Source organism: Geobacter psychrophilus, from assembly GCF_056821595.1.
Genome location: NZ_JBXDTU010000004.1, coordinates 3,291,611 through 3,316,639 on the forward strand (window position 1 = coordinate 3,291,611; position 25,029 = coordinate 3,316,639).

The window sequence follows — 25,029 nt, forward strand, 5'->3', positions numbered from 1 at the left end:
TTTTATAGCCCAGAACCTAATTATTCACAACCTTGCCGTCTTTCAGGTGGATGGTGCGATCGGCATAGGTTCCGTTCTCCGGGTTGTGGGTGACCATGACCACCGTCTGTCCGGCTGCGTTCAATTCACGAAATAGCGCCATGACCTCCTCACTGGTCCTGGAATCCAGGTTGCCGGTCGGTTCGTCGGCCAGAAGGATGTGAGGATTGTTGACGATTGCCCGCGCTATGGCGACCCGTTCCTGTTCTCCACCGGAGAGCTGGTTGGGCAGACGGTCAAGTTTCCCCCCCAGGCCGACCCGTTCGAGTACCTGGCGTGCAGCATTCTTTTTGGCCGCTGTACTCATCCTGACAATGGCTAGCGGCAGCATAACGTTCTCGATTGCGGTCAAATAGGATATCAGGTTGAACGACTGGAAGACAAACCCCAGGTTCTGCGCCCGGAAGTCGGCCAGCCCCTCGCCGGGGAGTTGATACAGTTTGATGCCGGCCATCTCCACATCTCCGGAGGAGGGATGGTTCATGCCACCCAGGACGGACAGCAGGGTACTTTTGCCTGATCCCGACTGGCCCATGATGGTGATGAATTCTCCTGCTTCAATGTGTATGTCCACACCGCTCAGCGCTTCGATGACATCATCACCGCTGGAGTACTGTTTCTTTACGTTTTTGATTTCAATCAGTGCCATAGTATCCTCAATTTTATAATGCTCTCAGGGCTTCGGTCGGGTCCATCTTGCTGGCATGCAGTGCCGGGTAGAGGCTGGCCAGGATTCCCAGTATCAATGCCAGCCCGATGGAGCCAAAAGCGACCTTCGAGTCCCAAATCAGATGGGCATTCCTGCTCTCCGCCATGAAGGGCAGGGCCAGTTTGGCGCCCCCCATGCCGACGGCATATCCCAGAAACCCGGCCAGCAGACTGACCAGGGCCGCCTCCAGCAGGATGATCCGCATGATATGACTCTTCCTGAAGCCGATGGCCCGGAAGATGCCGATCTCGACTGTCCGCTCGTTGACACTCCCCATCATGGTGACGAAGACGATCAGGGATCCGATGAAGACCACCACCCCGGCCATGGCATAGGAAAAACGCCTGAACTGATCAAGTGCCTTGAGACGCCCTTCAACCACCTGCTGGATGGCCGAAACCTTGGCATCCGGCAGTTTCTCCGCGATCTGGGTGACCATGTCGCCGATCGGACAGCCGGAGCAGAGCGCCGCTACCTCGGCCATGCTGATTTTGCCCTCCTTGCCCAAAAGTTTCTGGGCCTTGGGCAGGCTGGCAAAGACCAGCGCGTCATCCTGTGATCCGGTCTGCTCCAGAACACCTGAGACCTTGAAGGCTTCCCCTTTGATGCTCAGGCTGTCTCCGGGAGTGACGTTAAGCACTTTAGCTGCGTCGGAACCGAGCAAAAGGTCGTGATCCGACGCGGGTTCGTTGCCGAACACCTTCCACCACTGCTTCATCTTCAATTCGCTGGCGAAGTTGACACCAACCAGCAATACATCGTGGTTTTGTATTTTTATGCCGCCCAACACCTTGGGGCTGACAGCCGAAATGTTCTTATGGTTGGTGATGGTCCTGATCTTCGCCAGATCGTCTTCACGAATCTCGCGTTGATCGAAGGTTACACCTCCCAGGCTGATGCCGCCGTAGTTCATGGACAGCCCGTTGCTCTGGGGGGTAACGAGGATATTTGCGCCGAACTCATCCAACTTGCGTTCGATGTCGCTGGACATGGAGCGGGTCAGGGTCACCAGGGTGACGATGGTGGCGATACCCACCATCAGACCGATGGTTAGAAAGGCCATCTTGGCCTTGCGCCGCTTGAGGTTGTTGATGGAGATAGTGTGCAGTTTCATCAGAAGTATCTCGCTCCGCCCCTGAGGTCATTTACTGAAATAGAAATAGTGCTTCCGTTTGGTTGATAGGGAAGGTAGCCGGGGTTGCAGCCGCCGGTTGCGTTGGGACCCAGACGGTTGATGGCGAACTTCTGGTTGCAGTTCTTGCAGTTCATCTTGTCCCCCTGCTGCTCATACCCCTTTTTGGACTTATAACAGGCATCGCAGGCATCAAAGGCTGTTTTTACGGTGCCATCGGGGGTCTTGACCGCGAAAAAGTTGATCTCCTTGCCGTTATCCACAAATTTGTAGAAGCGGGCCTTGCCGTCGGACAGCTTGGCAACGGGGATTGTTATGACAGTGCCATTGGCCTTGACCGTTTCATACTTGCCCAGCGAGAAGGCAAACACAGTGACCGTCCCAACCAGCAGCGCCAATACTACAACACCTGCCCATACAACCTGTTTTGTGCAATTTTTTGCCATTTCAATCTCCTTTTAGTAAGTTAGAAATCATTTCCTGAGTTTTTCAGGAAATGATTTCGTTAACGCACTTATCCTGATTTTTTGGGCTAGTAAGTTAGAAATCATTTTCTGAGTCTTTTCTGGAAATGCGTTCGTTAGCGCACGTGTCCCGTTTGTCGAGATTAGTTCTGATTATTTTTTCGAACCACAGCCACCCTTGGTACCACAACCACCGCAGCCACCCGAAGATGAGCCCTTCTTGCCAATGTCCCTGCCAGTTACCTGCTTGAACTGCTCCGGTGTCAGCACCTGCTGTACCTTGCTGACAAAGCCGGCACGATTTATTGTATTGGCCAGGGCCTCTGGCTTTACGGCAGTTGTGTCATAGCCCACGACCACCCAGCCCCCTTCAACATCAATCTCGGTAACCGCCACCCCTTTCAACGACTCAAGCGCTGTGGTGATCTTGCTTGAGCAACTGCCGCAGGTCATGCCGCTTGTTTTCAGGACTGCGATTGAATCAACGTTTACTCTGGCGTTCACGCGAAAAGCCAGCGCAATCAAAAGCAGGGCTGCTGTTGTGATGATGATGCCGTTTATGATGGTGCCGGATTTCATAAAAGTGTCTCCGTAACTTGTGCTCAGCTTGGTATGTAATTCAACTATCCAAGTGTCGTGCCAATAAGATGTATGTGTGTAACCAACTAAAATTAAAGTATTTTATGTCGTTGTTGGAGAGTGCCTATGCATTTGAAGGAAGAATATCCTTCAAAAGGTGTAGATTATTCTACATCATGCAACGAAGTGATTTTTCCGGATTGGGTGCAATGCTACAATTGCGGAACATGGATGGCTGACGAAGCCTTGAGATGACTAGGGTATTGGAAATGGGCGATCATGTGTATACGAGTACCTTGGGAAAATACTTGAAATGCAGACATGACAGTGATATTTTGTTAGCAGTCAGCTAGGCAGAGTGCTAATTATCAGAAATGAGGAGCGGGTCATGGTAGCACAGTTACCGATTGTTTCCGACAGCTTGTCGTTGTATCTGGCAGAAATCAGGAAGTTTTCCGTGCTGAGTGAAGAGGATGAGCATCGCATTGCGGTGAAGTTCTTTGAGGAAAAGGACCTTGAGTCGGCCCATGCGTTAATAACCTCTAATCTGCGTTTTGTCGTCAAGGTAGCGGGGGAGTATCGCCATTATGGACTCAAGGTGCTTGACCTGATACAAGAGGGAAATGTCGGCTTGATGATGGCGGTGAGAAAGTACAACCCCTACAAGGGTATTCGCTTGATTTCGTATGCCGTATGGTGGATTCGTGCCTATATCCAGAACCATATCATGTCCATGTGGAGTCTGCTGAAAATTGGTACGACGCAGGCCCAACGCAAGCTGTTTTTTAAGCTGAGGGAGACTAAAAACGCCATCCTCAAGATGAACGATGGCGAAAATGCTTCCCATTCTGCAGCACTGGCGTTGAATGTCTCAGACAAGGAAGTTGCTGAAATGGAGCAACGCCTGCAGGGTGATTACTCTCTGGATGCCGAATTGTCGTGCGGGGACGGATTGACTGCGCTGGAAAGTCTGGCGGACGAGCGTATGAATCAGGAAGACCTTCTGGCTGAATGCCAGGAAAGCCGGCAGTTACAGCAAAAGGTTGCGCAGGTGGTTGCGGTTCTGAATGAGAAGGAGCGCTTTATTATTGAACGTCGCATTACATCTGACGAGCCTTTGACTCTTCAGGAAATTGCCACCCATTTTTCAATTTCCCGGGAACGCGTGCGCCAGATTGAAGAGGGAGCCTTGAAAAAGGTCAGAAATACATTGATACCATTGTTATCCGCAGCCTGAAAGGGTTCGTGGTGAAATTGCGATGCGTCATTCCGACGGAATGGCGCATTTTATTTTTTTTGACAATAAAAAAACTTGACAACTTCAAGCAAACTCTTTAAATAAACAAGTTCTGTTTTCATGCCAGTTATGAAAAATAGATTGGCCCCGTTAGCTCATACTGGTAGAGCAGCTGACTTGTAATCAGCAGGTGATCCGTTCGATTCGGATACGGGGCTCCATCGAATCATTAACAGTGTCATCATCCCTGGAGGGATTCCCGAGCGGCCAAAGGGAACAGACTGTAAATCTGTCGTCATCGACTTCGGAGGTTCGAATCCTCCTCCCTCCACCATACAATCTCCGGAAACCGGCAACAGGGTACGACTCAGGAGACATTGGTCGCACGTACTGGTAAGTGTTCGGTTGGATGGTTTCCAAATATCTTCGTCTGGTAGCGCGGGAGTAGCTCAGTTGGCTAGAGCGTCAGCCTTCCAAGCTGAGGGTCGCGGGTTCGAGTCCCGTTTCCCGCTCCAGTAAAGCCCACATAGCTCAGGAGGTAGAGCACTTCCTTGGTAAGGAAGAGGTCTCCGGTTCGAGTCCGGATGTGGGCTCCATATTTTACGCAACATAATTCTGCAGAGCAGGTACACCAACAACATTTGGACCGAGGAGGGCCTTACCCATGGCGAAGGCGAAATTCGAGCGCAACAAACCACATTTGAACATTGGCACAATTGGCCACGTTGACCACGGCAAGACAACCTTGACGGCAGCCATCACCAAGGTATTGGCCGGAAAAGGTCAGGCCGAGTTCAAGGCATTCGATCAGATCGACAATGCCCCTGAAGAGCGTGAGCGCGGTATCACCATCGCCACTGCCCACGTTGAATACGAGACCGACAAGCGTCATTATGCTCATGTTGACTGCCCCGGTCACGCCGACTACGTAAAGAATATGATCACCGGCGCCGCCCAGATGGACGGAGCGATCCTGGTCGTATCCGCCGCCGACGGTCCCATGCCTCAGACACGCGAGCACATCCTGCTTGCCCGTCAGGTAGGCGTACCTTATATGGTAGTATTTCTCAACAAAGCCGACATGGTAGACGACGCTGAACTGCTTGAACTCGTCGAGCTCGAAATCCGCGAGCTGCTTTCCAGCTACGACTTCCCTGGCGACGATATTCCAATCATCAAAGGCTCGGCACTCATGGGTCTCAATGGTGAAAAAGGCGAACTTGGCGAAGACGCCATCAACGCCCTCATGGATGCCGTTGACAGCTATATCCCGCAGCCTGAGCGTGCCATCGACAAGCCATTCCTCATGCCTGTCGAAGACGTATTCTCCATCTCCGGTCGTGGTACTGTTGCTACCGGTCGTGTCGAGCGCGGCATCGTCAAGGTTGGTGAAGAGGTTGAGATCGTCGGCATGAAAGCCACTGCCAAGACCACCGTAACCGGTGTAGAGATGTTCCGCAAGCTGCTCGACGAAGGTCGTGCCGGCGATAACATCGGCGCCCTTCTGCGCGGTGTCAAGCGCGAAGACATCGAGCGCGGTCAGGTACTTGCCAAGCCGGGCAGCATCACCCCGCATACGAAGTTCAAGGCTGAAGCCTACGTACTGACCAAAGAAGAGGGTGGTCGTCACACCCCGTTCTTCAACGGCTATCGCCCCCAGTTCTACTTCCGTACAACCGATGTAACCGGAGTGGCCGAGCTTCCAGCTGGTATTGAAATGGTTATGCCAGGCGACAACGTAGCCATGACCATCAAACTGATCACCCCGATCGCCATGGACGAAGGTCTCCGTTTCGCCATCCGTGAAGGTGGTCGTACCGTTGGCGCCGGCGTCGTCAGTTCGATTATTGAATAACTTAGCAGATTGTGCGTGGCGATTTTAATCGCTACTTGTTATAGCCACTGCTCATATAAAGGATGCTGCAATGAGAGACATTATTACGCTCGCCTGCACTGAGTGCAAGCAGAGAAACTACACAACCACAAAGAATAAAAGAACAAAACCTGAGAAGCTCGAGTTTAGCAAGTACTGCCGTTTCTGTCGTAAGCATACTCCGCACAAAGAGACCAAGTAGCTTTTAAGGTTTGGTTGTTAGACGCACAGGGCAGTAGCTCTAACGGTTAGAGCACCGGTCTCCAAAACCGGGTGTTGAGAGTTCGAATCCCTCCTGCCCTGCCATTAAACCAAGCCGCTTACGCTCAGGCTGAAACGCGAGTATGCATGTGGTTGAGTCGCGCCAGAAATAATTCTGAACAGGCGTATTCGTCAGGAGTTGTCATGCAAAAAATTATGACGTTTATCGAATCGGTCAAGCTGGAGCTTGGCAAGGTTACATGGCCTACCCGTAAGGAGACTGTCGCAACCACAAGTGTGGTTGTAATGATTGTTTTTATTATTTCGCTCTATCTGGGCGCTTGCGACATCGTGCTGTCTAAACTGATGCGATTGATACTGGGATAAAGGATTTATATATGTCCATGAAATGGTACGGGGTTCATACATATTCCAGTTTTGAGAATAAAGTAAGGCTTAACCTGCTGGAGCGTATTAAAAATGAAGGAGTTGAAGAGTTTTTTGATGAAATTCTGATTCCTTCTGAGACCGTTGTTGAGCTTAAAAAAGGTGAAAAAAAGACCTCTTCGCGCAAGTTTTTCCCGGGATATATCCTTGTTAAAATGATATTGACGGATGAAACATGGCATATTGTCAAGGAAACATCCAAGGTAACCGGTTTTGTAGGCGGTAATACCCCATTTCCAATCGCTGATGAGGAAGTATTCAAGATAACCAGGCGAATGGAAGAGGGAGCGGAGAAGCCTCGACCTAAAGTTTTGTTTGAAGTCGGCGAAACGGTACGTGTCATTGACGGACCTTTCCTTAATTTCTCCGGCATTGTTGAAGACGTCAAGCCTGATAAAGGCAAGCTTCGCGTGACCGTAACCATTTTCGGCAGAGCAACTCCGGTAGAATTGGAGTTTATGCAGGTTGAAAAGAACTGATTCAGCTTAAAATATTTATAGAATAAGGCATTTGGCACACAAAGGAGCACCACATGGCAAAGAAGATTACAGGCTATATCAAGCTGCAAATCCCCGCCGGCAAAGCGAATCCATCTCCACCGATCGGACCTGCGTTAGGTCAGCACGGTGTCAATATCATGGAGTTCTGCAAGGCTTTTAACGCTAAGACTCAGGCTGAAGAGGGTACCATAACCCCGGTTGTCATTACGGTGTACGCAGATCGCTCCTTTACCTTCATTACCAAGACACCTCCGGTACCCGTTCTAATCATGAAATCAGTTGGTATTACAAAAGGGTCTCCCGTACCTAACAAAACAAAGGTCGGCAGTTTGACAAAAGCGCAGGTCGAAGAGATTGCAAAGAAAAAGATGCCCGATCTTAATGCAGCTTCTGTTGAGGCAGCCATGAGAACTGTCGAGGGAACGGCTCGATCAATGGGCATTGATATCGTCTAATCAGTTTCCATATATTTAAAGAACCAAGAGAGAGGTTGTATCATGTCGAAGAGTGCTAAAAAACATACCGCGGCAATGTCACAGATTGACAGATCCAAGGTCTATGAACTCGGAGCCGCCCTTGATGTCGTCAAAAAGGCCTCGTATGTAAAATTTGACGAAACGGTTGATGTTGCCGTTAAGCTGGGGGTTGATCCGCGGCATGCCGATCAGATGGTACGTGGTGCGGTTGTGCTTCCCAACGGCCTCGGCAAGGATGTGCGGGTTCTTGTATTTGCCAAGGGTGAGAAGGAAAAGGAAGCCCTTGATGCCGGAGCTGATTATGTCGGGGCTGATGACCTTGTCGCCAAAATACAGGAAGGCTGGTTTGAGTTCGATACCGCCATTGCAACACCTGATATGATGGGCGTTGTCGGTAAAATCGGCAAGTTGCTTGGACCTCGCGGCCTGATGCCCAACCCTAAAGTCGGTACGGTTACCTTTGAGGTCAGCAGGGCTGTCAAGGAGTCCAAGGCCGGCAAGGTTGAGTTCCGCGTTGAGAAAGCTGGTATCGTACACGCACCGGTCGGCAAGGTGTCGTTTGATGCTGAGATGCTCAAGGGCAACATTTTGGCGATTGTTGAAGCTCTGGTCAAGGCCAAGCCTTCCGCTGCCAAGGGTACCTATATCAAGAAAATCAGTGTGTCATCCACAATGGGGCCTGGTATCAACCTTGATATCAGTGATGTAACATCCCAAATCTAATACAGTTTATAACAGTTCGCCAAAGTTAATGACAGCAGGTGCACTCAGCTTAAACCGATGTGTATCGCGGACCTGCCGAGACTTGGGTAACGTAAGGTATAACCTTGCGCTTCCTGGCTTTGGCCGGGGCATTGCCCCAGATACCAAAAGAAAGGAGGAAGTCGCTTGAACAGAGATAACAAGCAGGAACTGGTAACAGAAATGCATGAGCGGCTCACACGCGCCAAGGCAGTCTTTTTAGCTGACTTTCGCGGGATGAGTGTAGAAAAAGCCACTACTCTGCGGAATGAGCTTCGTGGCGCTTCGGTTGAGTACAAGGTGTTTAAAAACACCCTGCTTGATCGTGCCGCACAGGGCACTGATATGGAATGTCTCAGTCCCTATCTCAGTGGACCTACAGCCATTGCCATTTCGTATGATGATCCGGTCAGTGCTGCCAAGGTTCTCAGCAAGTTTGCAAAAGACCCGCAGGGAAAGTTTGTTCTGAAGGTCGGGGTACTTTCCGGTAAGCTGCTGGATGTCAAGCAGATACAGGCACTTGCAGAATTGCCTTCGCGAGAAGTTCTTATCGCCAAGATGCTCGGCTCAATGCAGGCACCTGCCACCAATTTTGTCGGCGTGCTCGCTGCGCTGCCGGGTTCGCTGGTGCGCGCACTCGATGCCATCCGGGCTCAAAAAGCCGGCAACTAACAAGAGTTATTTATTTTACCAACTATATAAATTCGGAGGAATACACCAATGGCAATTACCAAAGCAGAAGTCGTCAGCTTTATCGAAAACATGACCGTACTGGAGCTCTCCGAGCTCGTTAAGGAACTCGAAGACAAGTTTGGTGTTTCTGCCGCTGCACCTGTTGCAGTAGCAGCAGCAGCCGGCCCCGCAGCATCCGCTGAGCCTGCCGAAGAGCAGACTGAATTCGATGTTATCCTCAAGGCCGCTGGTCCCAACAAAATCAACGTCATCAAGGTTGTCCGTGCTCTGACCAGTCTTGGTCTCAAAGAAGCCAAAGATGCTGTTGACGGCGCCCCTAACGCAATCAAAACCGGCGTTACCAAGCAGGAAGCTGAAGATGCTAAAAAGCAGCTGATTGAAGCCGGCGCTGAAGCTGAGATTAAATAATACGCAGTACCTTTGATGTAATGTAAGCCAAGGTCGCCTTGTGCGGCCTTGGCTTGTGCTGTTTGGGCAGGACCCCCCTTCCGTTCCGGTAGTCAGTGATTCCAGTCGGTTATATTTCGGCTGGACGTCTTTATGATACTCGCCAAAGGAGAAGCTATGGCTTATTCGATCGCCAATAACCACCTCTTGCGCAAAAACTTCGCCAAGATCAAGAACATCATTGATATTCCCAACCTGATAGATATTCAGAAAAACTCCTACCGGCGTTTTCTCCAGCAGGAAGTCCCGCCGGAGTTGCGTAAAAACTCTGGTCTTGAGGCCGTTTTCAGAAGCGTATTTCCAATCAAGGACTTTAGTGAAAGTGCTTCACTGGAATATGTTTCCTACGTGCTCAACAAGCCAAAGTACGACGTTGAAGAGTGTCATCAACGTGGTATGACATTTGCCGCCCCTATGAAGGTCAAAGTGCGGCTTGTCATCTGGGATACCGGTAAAGAGTCTGGTGTCAGGGCTATCAAGGATATCAAGGAACAAGAGGTCTATTTCGGTGAAATCCCGCTGATGACCGAAAATGGAACTTTTATTATCAATGGTACTGAGCGTGTAATTGTCAGCCAGTTGCATCGTTCACCAGGCGTGTTCTATGATCATGACAAGGGCAAGACGCACTCCAGCGGCAAGGTTCTCTATTCAGCCAGAGTAATTCCCTATCGCGGATCCTGGCTGGACTTCGAGTTTGATCATAAAGATATCCTTTACGTTCGTATTGACCGTCGTCGCAAGATGCCGGCAACAGTATTGCTTAAGGCGCTGGGTTATTCTGCCGAGCAGTTGCTGAACTATTATTATAAAAGTGAAGACATCTACCTTTCTGGTGAAACCCTTACCAAAGGCATTGAACCGGAACTGCTGACTCTGCAGAAGGCTGTTGTTGATGTCGCTGATCCAAAAAACGGCGAAGTCATTGTCAAGGCCAATCGAAAATATACCAAAGCGTCCATCAAGAAGATGCTTGACCATGGTATCAAAACCGTCCCGACTGTTATGGAAGGCGTTATTGGTCGTTATGCTTCGTCGGATATTGTAGATCCTGCAACGGGTGAAGTACTGGTGGAATGTAATGAAGAAATCACGGTCGACAAGTTTGAAGATATCAAGTCCCGTGGTGTCTCATCTTTCAAAATAATCTTTATTGACAACCTGCATATTACCTCATCGTTCCGCGACACACTGGTGGGTGACAAGATTAACAGTTGTGATGAGGCGTTGATAGAAATCTATCGTCGTCTTCGTCCGGGTGATCCTCCTACACTCAAGAGCTCTTTGGCCTTGTTTGATAACCTGTTTTTCAATCCGGAACGTTATGATCTATCAGCTGTAGGTCGTCTCAAGTTGAATTACAAACTCGATCTCAAGGTGTGGGAAGACTGTACTGTCTTGAATGCCCCGCGTATGCTGGGCTCCGAAGATGTGAGCAGTTTTGAAAACCTGGTGGCAAAGCTGAGCAGCGGAGATGATCAATTTTCGCAATATCTGATGCAGAAGCTTCCCGCGGATCTGGCGAAGAATCTTAAGAAGATCGATTCCACCCATGTAGCAACCGAGAAGATCAAGGAACAACTGATTCAGGAGTTTAATAATCTGATCAGAGACAATGATTTTTTCCAGAGGGAGGTATTTGCTTCACTGCCTCTGGGTGCTGCAACCGTCAAGCTGACGGAAGCTATTGAACAGGGTGGCTACGACGAAAATCGACGTGCTATTGAGATGCTTCGACGTAACCGCATGGTATTCGAGGATCTCTATAGTGATGTGTTCCTGAAAAGCGACCGCAATGACATTCTTGAAATTGTTCATTATTTGATCGATCTTAAAAACGGCCGTGGTGCTATTGATGACATCGACCACCTCGGAAACCGTCGTGTCAGGGCCGTTGGCGAACTGCTGGAGAACCAGTACCGCATCGGGTTGGTCCGTATGGAGCGCGCCATCAAGGAGCGCATGAGTCTGCAGGAGGTTGAGAATCTCATGCCTCATGACCTGATCAACTCCAAGCCGGTTTCGGCGGTTGTTAAGGAGTTTTTCGGATCGTCACAGCTTTCCCAGTTCATGGACCAGACCAACCCTCTGTCCGAGGTTACCCACAAGCGCCGTCTTTCGGCCCTCGGACCTGGTGGTCTGACCCGCGAACGAGCCGGCTTCGAAGTCCGAGACGTTCATCCGACCCATTATGGCCGTGTGTGCCCGATCGAGACCCCGGAAGGTCCCAACATTGGTCTGATTGCGTCGCTTTCCACTTACGCGCGGATCAATGAGCACGGTTTTGTCGAAACCCCGTATCGTATCGTCCAGGAAGGCAAGATAACTACTGAAGTCCGGTTCTTTTCCGCTCTGCAAGAAGAGGGTCATGCCATTGCCCAGGCTAATGCTGAAGTTGATAAGAATGGCCGATTTGTAAATGATTATGTCTCTGCTCGAAAGAGCGGTGAATTTATTCTGGTTCATCGGGATGAGATTGAGCTGATGGATGTTGCGCCGATGCAGCTGGTTTCAGTTGCAGCGGCATTGATCCCATTTCTGGAGAATGACGACGCCAACCGTGCTCTGATGGGTTCAAACATGCAGCGCCAGGCAGTACCACTGCTGCGTGCTGATTCTCCCCTGGTGGGAACCGGTATGGAGCGTATTGTTGCCAAGGACTCCGGCGTTTCCGTTATTGCTCGCCACAACGGCGAGGTCGAATCGGTGGATGCATCCCGCATTGTTATCAAGATCGATGAGGATGAGCATGATGAGACCGGTACAGGCGTCGATATCTACAACCTGATCAAATTTGCCCGTTCCAACCAGAATACCTGTATCAACAACAAACCGGTAGTGAAGGTTGGTGATAAGGTCAAACGCGGCGCCGTCATAGCTGATGGTCCTTCCACTGAGATGGGTGAACTGGCATTGGGGCAGAATGTGATCGTTGCCTTTATGCCATGGGGCGGCTACAACTTCGAGGACTCCATTCTGGTCTCGGAGAAGATGGTCAAGGACGACCGCTACACTTCCATACATATTGAAGAGTTCGAGTGCGTTGCCCGGGATACAAAATTAGGTAAAGAAGAAATTACGTCGGATATTCCCAACCTGGGTGAAGAAACGCTCAAGGATCTGGATGAGTCCGGTATTATCCGTATCGGTGCTGAGGTTAAGCCTCAGGATATCTTGGTTGGTAAGATTACACCAAAGGGCGAGACTCAGTTGTCTCCCGAGGAAAAACTGTTGCGTGCCATCTTCGGTGAAAAAGCCGGTGATGTCCGGGATACCTCTTTGACTGTTCCTCCAGGTGTTGAGGGTACCGTCATTGGTGCCAAGGTTTTCTCGCGTAAAGGCAACGACAAGGATGCCCGTACGGAACTGATCGAGAAGGCTGAAGAAGATAAATTGCGCAAAGATGAATTGGACGAGATCCGCATTATCCGTGATTCGGCCGTAGGTAAGCTGAAAAAGCTTTTGCTGGACAAGACTCTGGCTGTCAAGATGGAAAAGAATGACGGAACACTTATCCTGGCTAAAGGCAAGAAAATAACAGAAGAAGCGCTCAAGTCCCTGCCGATTGACGGCTGGGGCAGTATATCCGTCAGTGATGGCGGGGAAACCGATGACAAGGTTCACCAGGTTCTGGATACCTTGAATCGCCAGATCGACCTAATCCACAGTGTTTTTGATGACAAGATTCAAAAACTCAAACGTGGTGACGATCTGCCCCCCGGTGTTATCAAGATGGTCAAGGTCTATATTGCCATCAAGCGTAAACTGCAGGTTGGAGACAAGATGGCCGGCCGTCACGGAAACAAGGGTGTTGTTTCCAGGATCCTGCCGGAAGAGGATATGCCGTATATGGATGACGGCCGTCCTGTTGAGATCGTTCTCAATCCGTTGGGTGTCCCATCCCGTATGAACGTTGGTCAGATACTTGAGATTCATCTTGGGTGGGCTGCAAAAGGTATTGGCTGGAAAATTGAGGAGATGCTGCAAAAGCATACTTCTGAAGATAACCTCAAAAAATATCTGAAAGATGTATATAGCGACCCTGAAGTCTGGAAATTCATTGAAGGAATGGATCGTGATGAATTGCTGAAAGTTTGCCGCAGGCTGCAGCGCGGCGTTCCCATGGCATCTCCCGTTTTTGAGGGAGCATCTGAAGAAAAGATCAAGGGGATGCTCGCCAAGGCCGGGTTCCATTCATCCGGGCAGGTAACCCTGTTCGACGGCCGCACCGGAGACCCGTTCAAGCACAAGGTAACTGTAGGCATAATGTATATCCTCAAACTGCACCACTTGGTTGATGATAAGATTCATGCCCGTTCCATCGGACCCTACAGTCTCGTTACCCAGCAGCCGCTGGGCGGCAAGGCCCAGTTCGGTGGTCAGAGACTGGGAGAGATGGAGGTTTGGGCCATGGAGGCTTATGGAGCGTCCTATGCCTTGCAGGAGTTTCTGACGGTAAAGTCCGATGACGTTTCCGGCCGTACACGGATGTACGAGGCCATTGTCAAGGGCAAACACACCCTTGAACCAGGCCTGCCGGAATCCTTCAATGTTCTTATAAAAGAGCTGCAGTCGCTTTGTCTTGACGTAGAACTGCTGGAAACAGTCGAAGAGTAGGGCGGATTACCAAGATAATCAAAGCAATCCGCATGTGAGTATGTACAGCTCTTTACCATGCATCGCCACGAATAACGGAGGAGAACATAGTGGAAGATTATTTCAGCTTTTTTGATAAGCCCAAGGATCCGCTCCATTTCTCGGCCATTCGCATATCGGTTTCGTCCCCGGAAAAAATTCGGGAACGCTCCCACGGGGAGGTTAAAAAACCGGAGACCATCAACTACCGCACCTTTAAACCGGAGCGTGATGGACTTTTCTGCGCCAAGATATTTGGACCAACCAAGGACTACGAATGTAATTGCGGCAAATACAAGCGCATGAAACACCGTGGTATCATCTGCGAAAAATGCGGTGTCGAGGTTATCCCATCCAAGGTTCGTCGTGAACGTCTGGGTCATATAGACCTGGCCACGCCGGTTGCACATATCTGGTTTCTCAAGTCGCTTCCTTCGCGAATCGGCAACCTGCTTGACATCACGCTGAAAGACCTTGAAAAAGTGCTTTATTTCGAGGGTTTTGTCATCAGCAATCCCAAAAACACCCCTCTCCAGTTTTGTGAAGTGATGGCTGAGGATAAGTATATCAAGCTGCAGCAAGAATACGGTTCCGATGCCTTTGAAGGCGGCATGGGGGCTGAGGCCATCCGGGAGTGCCTCAAGTCGCTTAACCTGGATGAGCTTGCAGTCCAGTTGCGTACCGACATGATGGAATCAACCAGTGAGGCCAAACGCAAGAAAAACGCCAAGCGCCTCAAAGTTGTGGAGGCTTTCAAAAATTCCGGTAATAAACCGGAGTGGATGATTCTGGAGTGCATCCCCGTTCTGCCGCCTGAGCTTCGCCCCTTGGTGCCGCTGGATGGCGGACGGTTTGCGACATCGGATCTTAACGATCTTTACCGTCGTGTCATCAACCGAAATAACCGCCTCAAACGTCTCTGCGAACTGCAGGCTCCAGAGGTTATCATCCGCAATGAAAAACGTATGCTGCAGGAAGCTGTTGACGCATTGTTTGATAACGGCCGTCGCGGTCGTGCCATTGCCGGTCCTAATAAACGTCCGCTGAAGTCGCTCTCGGATATGCTCAAAGGCAAATCCGGCCGCTTCCGTCAGAACCTGCTCGGAAAGCGTGTTGATTACTCCGGTCGATCGGTTATCGTTGTCGGTCCGGAACTGAAACTGCACCAGTGCGGTCTTCCGAAAAAAATGGCATTGGAGCTGTTCAAGCCTTTTATCTATAACAAACTTGAAGAACGTGGGCTCGTTACAACCATCAAGAGTGCTAAAAAGATGGTTGAAAAAGAGCGGCCGGAAGTCTGGGATGTACTTGAAGAGGTTATCAAGGAACATCCGGTTATGCTGAACCGCGCTCCGACACTGCACCGACTCGGTATTCAGGCATTTGAACCTGTGTTGATCGAAGGCAAGGCTATACAGTTGCATCCGCTGGTTTGTACCGCTTTTAACGCCGACTTCGACGGTGACCAGATGGCGGTGCATTTACCCCTTTCAATCGAGAGCCAGGTCGAAGCGCGCGTATTGATGATGTCAACCAACAACATCCTGTCACCGGCCCATGGTAAGCCGATCATTGTGCCATCTCAGGATATGGTTCTGGGTGCATACTACATGACCCGTGACCGATTATATGAGCCTGATGTAGATGAAAAAACATCACGGGCCAGGATTGATGCTGAAACCGGTAAACTGATCTATCGTGCGGTAAAAGGTACCGGAAAGATATTCTCGTCCACCGACGAAGTCAGGATCGCCTTTGATGCCGGTGCAGTCGACATGCAGGCCAAGATTCGTGTGCGTATGAAAAATCTTGCCTCAGATGAGAGCGTTCAGCTTATTGATACAACTGCTGGCCGGGTTGTCCTGAGTGAAATCTTGCCGGATTCGGTTCCTTTCAGTGCCGTCAACAAGGTCATGAACAAGAAGGAACTCTCCAACCTTGTGGATACCTGTTACCGTTTGGCAGACAGCAAAGAGACCGTTATCCTGGCTGACAAACTGAAGGATATCGGATTCCGCTACGCCAATCTTGCCGGTATCTCCATCTGTCTTGATGATATGGTTATCCCGGAAGGCAAGCAGGGTATCATAGATACTGCCAATGAAGAAGTCAAAGAGATCCAGAACCAGTATACCGAGGGTCTTATTACCGACGGAGAACGATATAACAAGGTAATCGATATCTGGGCAAAGGCCACAGAGGACATTGCCAAAGAGATGCTTGAAAACCTTTCCAAAGAAACATATATCGTCGAAGGTATCGGCGAAATCAAGGAATCTTCGTTTAATGCCATTCACATGATGGCCGATTCGGGTGCTCGTGGTTCCGCACAGCAGATTCGCCAGTTGGCCGGTATGCGTGGTCTGATGGCCAAGCCGTCGGGCGAGATTATTGAAACCCCGATTACCGCCAACTTCCGTGAAGGTCTGACGGTTCTGCAATACTTTATTTCCACCCATGGTGCCCGTAAAGGTCTTGCGGATACGGCACTTAAGACGGCTAACTCAGGTTACCTGACCCGCCGTCTGGTTGACGTAGCCCAGGATGCCATTATCACCGAAGACGATTGCGGTACATTGGATGGATTGGTTGTGTCTTCATTGACCGAGGGCGGGGAAATAATCGAGCATATTGGCGATCGTATTCTTGGTCGTGTGGCTTTGGACGACATTCTCGACCCGATTACCGGAGAGGTTCTGGTTGATACCAATCACCAAATCGATGAGAACCTGGTCAAGCGCATTGAAGATGCCGGCCTTGAGAAGGTCAAAATTCGCTCGGTGCTAACCTGCCAGAGCAAGCGTGGTATCTGTGCCAAGTGTTATGGTCGTGACCTGGCACGTGGTCATATTGTTAACATGGGTGAGGCGGTAGGCGTAATTGCAGCCCAATCCATCGGAGAGCCGGGTACTCAGCTGACGATGCGTACGTTCCATATCGGTGGTACCGCTTCACGTCACGCTGAACAGACCTCACTTGAGGCGCGTACGGATGGAACGATTAAATACATAAATCTTAATACCGTTGTTAATCCTGAAGGGCACCACATCGTTATGAACCGTAACGGTGAGGTTGCCGTAATTGACGATACCGGCCGGGAACGTGAAAAATACACGGTTGTATATGGTGCCAAGATTAAAATAGCACCGGGCGGCAAGGTTAAGCAAACTGCCACCATTGCTGAGTGGGACCCCTTCTCCATGCCTATTCTGACAGAGTTCGCCGGTAAGGTTAAGTTCGGTGATATTGTTGAAGGTGTGACAATGGAAGAGCAGTTGGATGAAGTTACCGGTCTTTCCCGTAAGGTTATTGTCGAATCCAAGGATAGCGATAAACGTCCACGGATTGCTATCAAGGACGCCAGCGGAGACAGCACTGCTACGATTGGTCGTTACTTCCTTCCGGCCGGGGCTAACATTTCAGTACACGATGATGCTATCATCAGCGCTGGTGACATTATTGCCAAGATCCCTCGCGAAACCACAAAAACAAAGGATATCACCGGTGGTCTTCCACGTGTTGCCGAGTTGTTTGAAGCAAGGAAACCCAAGGATTTTGCTGTGATCACCGAAATTGATGGACGTGTTTCATACGGCAAAGATGCCAAGGGCAAGCGCAAGGTAATTGTGACGCCAGAGTTGGGCGAGCCAAAGGAATATTTGATTCCAAAGGGTAAACATATCAGCGTACATGAAGGTGACCATGTTCGCGCAGGTGAACCTCTTATGGATGGTTCTTCAAATCCGCATGACATTTTGCGCGTTCTCGGAGTTAAGGAACTGGCCAAATATCTGGTTGATGAAGTCCAGGAGGTCTATCGTCTGCAGGGCGTAAAGATCAACGATAAGCATATTGAGGTCATCGTCCGACAGATGCTGCGACGTGTTCGAATTAAGGACGTCGGTGACACCACGCTGCTTGTGGACGATCAGGTTGAGCGTTTTGTGTTTGAACAGGAAAATGAGAAGGCACTGAACGACGGTAAGCGCCCAGCTGTTGCAGAACCGTTATTGCTTGGCATTACCAAGGCCTCGCTTTCAACGGAGTCATTTATTTCTGCAGCATCGTTCCAGGAAACAACCAAAGTTCTGACGCAGGCAGCTATTGAGGGTAAGATCGATTTCCTGAGAGGGTTGAAAGAAAATGTTATCATGGGCCGTTTGATACCCGCTGGTACTGGTTTGGCCCGCTATCGCAATCTTCGTATTCAGTCCGGGGCTTCTGTTGTAGAGGCATCCCAGGCTGATCAGGCAGATGACATGGCAGAAATGCCGGAAGCTGCCTGAGTTTCATGAGATAGAGTTGCCAAGGGCGCATTTCTTTGCGCCCTTGGTTTTGTAATTTGCTGCAAGCAGATATATTTTTTGAACATGTTGTTTTTATGTTGACAAACACCCTGTTGTCTTGTATTTAATACGTCTCTTTTGAGGTCAGTGCCCAAAGCAAATAGCTTTGCGAACATGAATGGAGCTGTCGGTTTAATTCCGGCCCTACACCTATTCCATTCCCCACCACGTTTATGTGCTTCCGCGCTGAACCGGCCACGACCTCAAGCCACCTGTATGACCAGTTAGTTGATGATGAAGTGAGTTACTGTGCTTGGCAGAAGAATGTCTGGTGGAAAATAAATAATTCGTGTAAATGAAAAATAAATTGACAGTGTGTTAATAAATTTGTTAATGTCGCGATTCGCTTCTTTCGAGCGTGCGACTTGGATATTTTGTGTTGGGAGATAATAACGACTATGCCGACAATTAATCAGCTCATTCGTATGGGCAGGGAAAACAAGAGAGATAAGTCAACTGCGCCTGCGCTCAAGTGCTGTCCTCAAAAGCGTGGTGTTTGTACGAGGGTTTATACAACGACTCCTAAAAAGCCAAACTCTGCTCTCCGTAAGGTTGCGAGGGTTCGCTTGACAAATGGTATAGAGGTTACTTCGTATATCCCGGGTGTAGGGCATAACCTGCAGGAGCATTCCGTGGTTCTGATTCGCGGCGGCAGGGTCAAGGACCTTCCGGGTGTGCGTTACCATATTGTACGCGGTACGCTTGACTCGGTTGGCGTAAAAGGTCGTATGAAGAGTCGTTCGAAATACGGCGCAAAGCGACCGAAATAATAGCACTGATTCGTTGAGGGGATAGATATGCCAAGAAGAAGAGAAGTTCCCAAGAGAAATATTTTGCCGGACCCAAAATATCATGACAAGACGGTTGCCAAGCTCATTAATATCATGATGCTGGCAGGCAAGAAGAGTATTGCCGAGTCAATCCTTTATGGTGCACTCGATCTGGTTGCCCAGCGCGCCAATGACGAGGCTGTCAAAGTTCTCAAAAAGAGTCTGGATAATATCAAGCCGATGCTGGAAGTGAAGTCCAGGCGTGTTGGTGGCTCTACATATCAGGTGCCAATCGAAGTTCGCCCGGACCGACGTGTATCGCTGGCCATGCGCTGGTTGATCAAGTATTCGACGGCACGTAGCGAAAAGACCATGAAGGATAAGCTTGCAGCTGAGATACTTGATGCATTTAATAACAGGGGTGCCGCTGTTAAAAAGCGCGAAGATGTACATAAGATGGCCGAAGCCAACCGTGCTTTTGCTCATTATCGCTGGTAATATAGCATAACTAGTTTTTGGAGGATTCAGTGCCCCGTTTAACGCAGCTTGAAAATTACAGAAATATAGGGATCATGGCCCATATTGACGCCGGTAAGACGACGACAACTGAGCGTATCCTTTATTATACCGGTGTTTCCCATAAAATTGGTGAAGTCCACGAAGGTACTGCCACCATGGACTGGATGGAGCAGGAGCAGGAGCGTGGGATAACTATTACGTCTGCTGCTACAACCTGCAGCTGGCGTGACTATAATATCAATATCATTGATACACCGGGTCATGTTGATTTTACAATTGAGGTTGAGCGTTCGCTGCGTGTTCTGGATGGTGCCGTTGCTGTGTTCTGTTCAGTAGGAGGCGTTGAGCCGCAGTCTGAGACTGTTTGGCGTCAGGCCGATAAGTATGGCGTTCCCCGGCTTGCTTTTATCAATAAGATGGACCGTGTTGGCGCTGACTTTTTTCGCGGCGTGCAGATGATCAAAGATCGTCTCAAGGCGAATCCGTTGCCGATACAGCTCCCTGTTGGTAAAGAAGAAAATTTCAAGGGCGTTATTGACCTTGTTCGTATGAAAGCGGTTATCTGGACAGATGAATCACTGGGTGCTGATTACAGTGAAATGGAAATTCCAGCCGAATTGCTTGATGAAGCCACTGAATATCGTGAAAAAATGATTGAGGAAATATCCAGTCATGATGACGCGCTGATGGAAAAATACCTTAGTGGAGAAGCGTTGACTGAGCAGGAAATAATGTCCGCCATCCGTACCGGTACTATCGCCATCAAATTCTGTCCTGTAATCTGCGGATCTTCTTTCAAAAACAAAGGTGTACAGAATCTTCTGGACGCAGTTGTTGATTATATGCCTTCACCGATGGATATTCCTGCAATCAAGGGTATCGATGTAGACAGCGGTGCTGAAATTGAACGTGCTGCTTCTGATACTGAGCCGTTCTCTGCTCTCGGTTTTAAGATTATGACCGATCCTTTTGTTGGTCAGTTGACATTTTTCCGTGTCTATTCCGGTGTAGCAAATGCCGGGTCCTATATTTATAACTCGACCAAAGGCAAAAAAGAACGTCTTGGTCGTATTCTCAAGATGCACGCAAATAAACGCGAAGAGATTAAAGAGGTTTTTGCCGGTGATATTGCCGCTGCAGTTGGTCTTAAATATACAACGACGGGCGATACTCTGTGCGATGAAGATAAGCAGGTTATTCTGGAATCAATTGAGTTCCCTGAACCGGTTATATCGATTGCAATTGAACCAAAAACAAAAGCAGAACAGGAAAAGCTTGGTTTTGGTTTGCAGAAATTAGCCAGTGAAGATCCTTCGTTCCGCGTCAAGACTGATGAAGAAACTGGCCAGACCATTATTTCCGGTATGGGTGAGCTTCATCTTGAGATCATTGTTGACAGGCTTAAGCGTGAATTCAAGGTTGAGGCCAATGTCGGTAAGCCACAGGTCGCTTACCGTGAAACCATCACCAAGAAGGTCAAGGTTGAAGGCAAGTTTGTTCGTCAGTCAGGTGGTCGCGGTCAATATGGACATGTCTGGCTCGAAATCGAACCGCAGGAAGCAGGTAAAGGTTTCGAATTTGTTGATGCAATTAAAGGCGGTGTTGTCCCGCGCGAATATATTCCCGCTGTCGGAAAGGGCGCTCTTGAAGCAACCGATAACGGTATCCTTGCTGGCTTCCCTGTTGTAGACGTAAAAGTGACCCTGATTGACGGTTCTTATCACGAAGTTGACTCTTCGGAGATGGCATTTAAGATTGCCGGATCTATGGGATTCAAAGAAGGTTGTGCCAAGGCCTCTCCAATTATTCTGGAGCCCATTATGTCGGTCGAGGTTGTAGTGCCTGAAGACTATATGGGTGATGTAATTGGCGACTTGAATTCAAGACGCGGTCGTATTATGGGTATGGATAGTCGTGCGGGAGCTCAGGTTGTGTCTGCAATGGTTCCGCTTGCATCAATGTTTGGTTATTCAACGGATCTACGCTCTGCCACGCAGGGTCGTGCAACCTACGCAATGACTTTTGACCACTATGAGCCTGTTCCTAAGTCTGTAGCTGAAGAGATCGTTGCTAAAGTAAAAGGTTAATCTTAATAAATAGATAGCAGAGGAGGACCTGAGCAATGGCGAAGGCGAAATTCGAGCGCAACAAACCACATTTGAACATTGGCACAATTGGCCACGTTGACCACGGCAAGACAACCTTGACGGCAGCCATCACCAAGGTATTGGCCGGCAAAGGTCAGGCCGAGTTCAAGGCATTCGATCAGATCGACAATGCCCCTGAAGAGCGTGAGCGCGGTATCACCATCGCCACTGCCCACGTTGAATACGAGACCGACAAGCGTCATTATGCTCATGTTGACTGCCCCGGTCACGCCGACTACGTAAAGAATATGATCACCGGCGCCGCCCAGATGGACGGAGCGATCCTGGTCGTATCCGCCGCCGACGGTCCCATGCCTCAGACACGCGAGCACATCCTGCTTGCCCGTCAGGTAGGCGTACCTTATATGGTAGTATTTCTCAACAAAGCCGACATGGTAGACGACGCTGAACTGCTTGAGCTCGTCGAACTCGAAATCCGCGAGCTGCTTTCCAGCTACGACTTCCCTGGCGACGATATTCCAATCATCAAAGGCTCGGCACTCATGGGTCTCAATGGTGAAAAAGGCGAACTTGGCGAAGACGCCATCAACGCCCTCATGGATGCCGTTGACAGCTACATTCCGCAGCCTGAGCGTGCCATCGACAAGCCATTCCTCATGCCTGTCGAAGACGTATTCTCCATCTCCGGTCGTGGTACTGTTGCCACCGGACGTGTCGAGCGCGGCATCGTCAAGGTTGGTGAAGAGGTTGAGATCGTCGGCATGAAAGCCACTGCCAAGACCACCGTAACCGGTGTAGAGATGTTCCGCAAGCTGCTCGACGAAGGTCGTGCCGGCGATAACATCGGCGCCCTTCTGCGCGGTGTCAAGCGCGAAGACATCGAGCGCGGCCAGGTACTTGCCAAGCCGGGCAGCATCACCCCGCATACGAAGTTCAAGGCTGAAGCCTACGTACTGACCAAAGAAGAGGGTGGTCGTCACACCCCGTTCTTCAACGGCTATCGCCCCCAGTTCTACTTCCGTACAACCGATGTAACCGGAGTGGCCGAGCTTCCAGCCGGTATTGAAATGGTTATGCCAGGCGACAACGTAGCCATGACCATCAAACTGATCACCCCGATCGCCATGGACGAAGGTCTCCGTTTCGCCATCCGTGAAGGTGGTCGTACCGTTGGCGCCGGCGTCGTCAGTTCGATTATTGAATAACACGTTACGAGGATAACAATGCAGAGCCAGAAGATAAGAATTCGCCTTAAGGCATATGACCATAAACTCCTGGATGTATCAGTTGGGGAGATTGTTGACACTGCAAAACGAACAGGTGCTCGTGTAGCAGGACCCATACCGTTGCCGACCGTAATCAACAAATATTGTGTGCTCCGTGGCCCGCATGTTGATAAAAAGTCTCGTGATCAGTTCGAAATCCGCACACACAAGCGGTTAATCGACATCCTTGACCCTACTCAGCAGACTGTGGACGCCCTCATGAAATTAGATCTTTCAGCTGGCGTGGATGTTGAGATTAAACTGTAGCTGGTTATCACTACTTGGATGGGAAGAGCTATGAAGAAAGGTATCATTGGAAAAAAACTGGGCATGACCCAGATATTTACTGAGGACGGAACTCGGGTGCCGGTTACTGTAGTACAGGCAGGTCCCTGTTTTGTCACTCAGAAGAAGCTTCAGTCGACTGATGGATATTCGGCAGTTCAAGTGGGCTTTGAATCAGTCAATGCCTCAACTTCCACAAAACCGAAACTCGGTCACTGTGCCAAGTCCGGCAATGGTGTTTTCAGATACCTCAGGGAAATGAAGTTTGACAACGTTGCCGATATGAATTTGGGAGACTCTCTCACTGTAGATCAGTTCCTGCCCGGCGACTTTGTTGATGTTACAGGTACGAGTATTGGTAAGGGTTTCCAAGGCGTTATTAAGCGCTGGAACTTTAAGGGCGGTCGTGCTTCACACGGCTCCCGGTTCCACAGAGCCCCAGGTTCGATCGGCGCATCTGCAACACCTTCTCGCGTTTTCAAGAACAAGAAAATGCCCGGTCAGATGGGAAACGAAAAAGTTACCGTGCAGAGACTTCAGATTGTTCGTGTTGATTCTGCTGATAACCTCCTTTTAATAAAGGGAGCTATTCCAGGCCACAAGAATAATATTGTCCTAATTAAACAAAGTATAAAGTAATAGTTCGGGAGTTACGAGTATGCCTTCGATAGCATTATATAATATGACCAGGCAGCAAGTTGGGGAAATACAGTTGTCTGATGATGTGTTCGGTGCTGAAGTTAAAGAGCATTTGATGCATCAGGCTCTTCGTATCCAGCTTGCAAACCGTCGAGCTGGTACAGTCGCAGTAAAGAATCGCTCTGCAGTATCTGGCGGCGGTAAAAAACCTTTCAAACAGAAAGGTACCGGTAATGCTCGTCAGGGATGCAGTAGGGCTCCACAGTATCCTGGTGGTGGTGTCGCATTCGGGCCTCAGCCAAAAGAGTATAATCTGAGCATGAACAAGAAGGCGCGTAATGCTGCTATACGCTCTGCTTTGTCCATGCAGTTAAAAAATGACCGCATAACCGTTGTCGACAAATTGGTGTTTGAGTCAATTTCGACCAAGGATTTTGTGGTGTTTATGAAACGATTTGATCTTGAGCGCTCATTGATTGTAACTGATGAGATAAATCATAATCTCATTCTTTCAGCCCGCAATGTACCACATGTTAAATTGCTAAAGCACGATGCTCTTAATATTCATGACATGCTGAAGTATAAGCACATCATTTTTACCCAGGGCTCGGTTCTGACTGTTGAAGGAGTGCTGCAGAAATGAACATTTATTCCGTTATAAAGAAACCGCACGTCACGGAAAAAACTTCTCTTGGTAGCGATTCAACCAACACAGTATCATTGGTTGTTGACAGGGATGCCAACAAGATTGAGATCAAACAAGCTGTCGAATCCCTTTTTAAAGTAAAGGTTTCGGGAGTAAGAACGGTCAACGTGGCTGGCAAGATGAAGCGCTTTGGAAAAACAAGTGCGAAACGCTCAAATTGGAAAAAGGCGTACGTGACCCTCCAAGAGGGGCAATCCATAGATTTCTTTGAAGTCTAA

Annotated in this window: 23 protein-coding genes and 5 tRNA genes; 24 read left to right on the top strand and 4 right to left on the bottom strand. The window is 49.4% G+C overall.

Annotated features, from left to right (window positions below):
* Positions 1–16 precede the first annotated feature (16 nt).
* The 4 genes from ACOCF6_RS17720 to ACOCF6_RS17735 all read right to left on the bottom strand — a co-directional run bounded on the left by ACOCF6_RS17720 (position 17) and on the right by ACOCF6_RS17735 (position 2,923).
* The gene (locus ACOCF6_RS17720) at positions 17–688 is read right to left on the bottom strand and encodes an ABC transporter ATP-binding protein (protein WP_482461655.1); all 672 of its coding nucleotides are present in this window, start codon (positions 686–688) and stop codon (positions 17–19) included.
* A gap of 13 nt (positions 689–701) precedes the next feature.
* The gene (locus ACOCF6_RS17725) at positions 702–1,862 is read right to left on the bottom strand and encodes an ABC transporter permease (RefSeq protein WP_482461656.1); all 1,161 of its coding nucleotides are present in this window, start codon (positions 1,860–1,862) and stop codon (positions 702–704) included.
* On the bottom strand, positions 1,862–2,326 hold the full coding sequence (locus ACOCF6_RS17730; protein WP_482461657.1) for a Fe-S-containing protein: 465 nt from the start codon (positions 2,324–2,326) through the stop codon (positions 1,862–1,864). Before ACOCF6_RS17730 ends, ACOCF6_RS17725 begins: the two co-directional genes overlap by 1 nt.
* Positions 2,327–2,497: 171 nt before the next feature.
* Entirely contained in the window at positions 2,498–2,923 is a 426-nt protein-coding gene (locus ACOCF6_RS17735) for a heavy-metal-associated domain-containing protein (protein WP_482461658.1), read from the bottom strand.
* Between the two features lie 388 nt (positions 2,924–3,311).
* Here ACOCF6_RS17735 and ACOCF6_RS17740 point away from each other — a divergent pair, with 388 nt between their 5' ends.
* From ACOCF6_RS17740 to rplW, 24 genes are all read left to right on the top strand, one after another.
* Positions 3,312–4,160 (top strand): RNA polymerase factor sigma-32, encoded by an 849-nt coding sequence (locus ACOCF6_RS17740; protein ID WP_482461659.1) that lies wholly within the window; start codon positions 3,312–3,314, stop codon positions 4,158–4,160.
* A 144-nt stretch (positions 4,161–4,304) separates the two neighbouring features.
* Positions 4,305–4,381, top strand: a tRNA-Thr gene (locus ACOCF6_RS17745).
* A gap of 28 nt (positions 4,382–4,409) precedes the next feature.
* A tRNA-Tyr gene (locus tag ACOCF6_RS17750) sits at positions 4,410–4,494 on the top strand.
* Between the two features lie 104 nt (positions 4,495–4,598).
* A tRNA-Gly gene (locus tag ACOCF6_RS17755) sits at positions 4,599–4,675 on the top strand.
* Positions 4,676–4,680: 5 nt separating this feature from the next.
* Positions 4,681–4,756: transfer RNA gene (locus tag ACOCF6_RS17760), tRNA-Thr, on the top strand.
* A gap of 68 nt (positions 4,757–4,824) precedes the next feature.
* Complete coding sequence (gene tuf, locus ACOCF6_RS17765; protein ID WP_482461660.1) at positions 4,825–6,015, top strand: elongation factor Tu; 1,191 nt, start codon at positions 4,825–4,827, stop codon at positions 6,013–6,015.
* Between the two features lie 70 nt (positions 6,016–6,085).
* Positions 6,086–6,235 (top strand): 50S ribosomal protein L33, encoded by a 150-nt coding sequence (gene rpmG, locus ACOCF6_RS17770; RefSeq protein WP_482461661.1) that lies wholly within the window; start codon positions 6,086–6,088, stop codon positions 6,233–6,235.
* A 27-nt stretch (positions 6,236–6,262) separates the two neighbouring features.
* Positions 6,263–6,339: transfer RNA gene (locus ACOCF6_RS17775), tRNA-Trp, on the top strand.
* 99 nt (positions 6,340–6,438) lie between these two features.
* A complete protein-coding gene (secE, locus tag ACOCF6_RS17780; RefSeq protein ID WP_482461662.1) occupies positions 6,439–6,621 on the top strand; it encodes a preprotein translocase subunit SecE in 183 nt (60 codons plus the stop codon).
* Positions 6,622–6,632: 11 nt separating this feature from the next.
* The gene (gene nusG / locus ACOCF6_RS17785; RefSeq protein WP_482461663.1) at positions 6,633–7,160 is read left to right on the top strand and encodes a transcription termination/antitermination protein NusG; all 528 of its coding nucleotides are present in this window, start codon (positions 6,633–6,635) and stop codon (positions 7,158–7,160) included.
* Between the two features lie 53 nt (positions 7,161–7,213).
* Positions 7,214–7,636 (top strand): 50S ribosomal protein L11, encoded by a 423-nt coding sequence (gene rplK / locus ACOCF6_RS17790; protein WP_482461664.1) that lies wholly within the window; start codon positions 7,214–7,216, stop codon positions 7,634–7,636.
* Between the two features lie 42 nt (positions 7,637–7,678).
* Positions 7,679–8,380, top strand: a complete 702-nt coding sequence (rplA, locus tag ACOCF6_RS17795; protein ID WP_482461665.1) for a 50S ribosomal protein L1 — start codon at positions 7,679–7,681, stop codon at positions 8,378–8,380.
* Positions 8,381–8,545: 165 nt separating this feature from the next.
* The gene (gene rplJ, locus ACOCF6_RS17800) at positions 8,546–9,070 is read left to right on the top strand and encodes a 50S ribosomal protein L10 (protein ID WP_482461666.1); all 525 of its coding nucleotides are present in this window, start codon (positions 8,546–8,548) and stop codon (positions 9,068–9,070) included.
* 48 nt (positions 9,071–9,118) lie between these two features.
* Positions 9,119–9,499 (top strand): 50S ribosomal protein L7/L12, encoded by a 381-nt coding sequence (rplL, locus tag ACOCF6_RS17805; RefSeq protein ID WP_482461667.1) that lies wholly within the window; start codon positions 9,119–9,121, stop codon positions 9,497–9,499.
* A gap of 156 nt (positions 9,500–9,655) precedes the next feature.
* Positions 9,656–14,155, top strand: a complete 4,500-nt coding sequence (gene rpoB / locus ACOCF6_RS17810; RefSeq protein ID WP_482461668.1) for a DNA-directed RNA polymerase subunit beta — start codon at positions 9,656–9,658, stop codon at positions 14,153–14,155.
* An 89-nt stretch (positions 14,156–14,244) separates the two neighbouring features.
* On the top strand, positions 14,245–18,459 hold the full coding sequence (gene rpoC, locus ACOCF6_RS17815; RefSeq protein ID WP_482461669.1) for a DNA-directed RNA polymerase subunit beta': 4,215 nt from the start codon (positions 14,245–14,247) through the stop codon (positions 18,457–18,459).
* 458 nt (positions 18,460–18,917) lie between these two features.
* Positions 18,918–19,289 (top strand): 30S ribosomal protein S12, encoded by a 372-nt coding sequence (rpsL, locus tag ACOCF6_RS17820; protein ID WP_173197011.1) that lies wholly within the window; start codon positions 18,918–18,920, stop codon positions 19,287–19,289.
* Between the two features lie 27 nt (positions 19,290–19,316).
* The gene (gene rpsG, locus ACOCF6_RS17825) at positions 19,317–19,787 is read left to right on the top strand and encodes a 30S ribosomal protein S7 (RefSeq protein WP_482461670.1); all 471 of its coding nucleotides are present in this window, start codon (positions 19,317–19,319) and stop codon (positions 19,785–19,787) included.
* Positions 19,788–19,816: 29 nt separating this feature from the next.
* The gene (fusA, locus tag ACOCF6_RS17830; protein ID WP_482461671.1) at positions 19,817–21,895 is read left to right on the top strand and encodes an elongation factor G; all 2,079 of its coding nucleotides are present in this window, start codon (positions 19,817–19,819) and stop codon (positions 21,893–21,895) included.
* A 35-nt stretch (positions 21,896–21,930) separates the two neighbouring features.
* Positions 21,931–23,121 carry an elongation factor Tu gene (gene tuf / locus ACOCF6_RS17835; protein ID WP_482461660.1) on the top strand — a complete coding sequence of 397 codons (1,191 nt, stop codon included), beginning with the start codon at positions 21,931–21,933 and terminating at the stop codon, positions 23,119–23,121.
* An 18-nt stretch (positions 23,122–23,139) separates the two neighbouring features.
* Positions 23,140–23,448, top strand: a complete 309-nt coding sequence (gene rpsJ / locus ACOCF6_RS17840; RefSeq protein ID WP_309359003.1) for a 30S ribosomal protein S10 — start codon at positions 23,140–23,142, stop codon at positions 23,446–23,448.
* 30 nt (positions 23,449–23,478) lie between these two features.
* Complete coding sequence (gene rplC, locus ACOCF6_RS17845; protein ID WP_482461672.1) at positions 23,479–24,105, top strand: 50S ribosomal protein L3; 627 nt, start codon at positions 23,479–23,481, stop codon at positions 24,103–24,105.
* A gap of 19 nt (positions 24,106–24,124) precedes the next feature.
* Positions 24,125–24,748 (top strand): 50S ribosomal protein L4, encoded by a 624-nt coding sequence (gene rplD, locus ACOCF6_RS17850; RefSeq protein ID WP_482461673.1) that lies wholly within the window; start codon positions 24,125–24,127, stop codon positions 24,746–24,748.
* On the top strand, positions 24,745–25,029 hold the full coding sequence (rplW, locus tag ACOCF6_RS17855) for a 50S ribosomal protein L23 (RefSeq protein ID WP_482461674.1): 285 nt from the start codon (positions 24,745–24,747) through the stop codon (positions 25,027–25,029). The genes rplD and rplW overlap by 4 nt, the downstream gene beginning before the upstream one ends.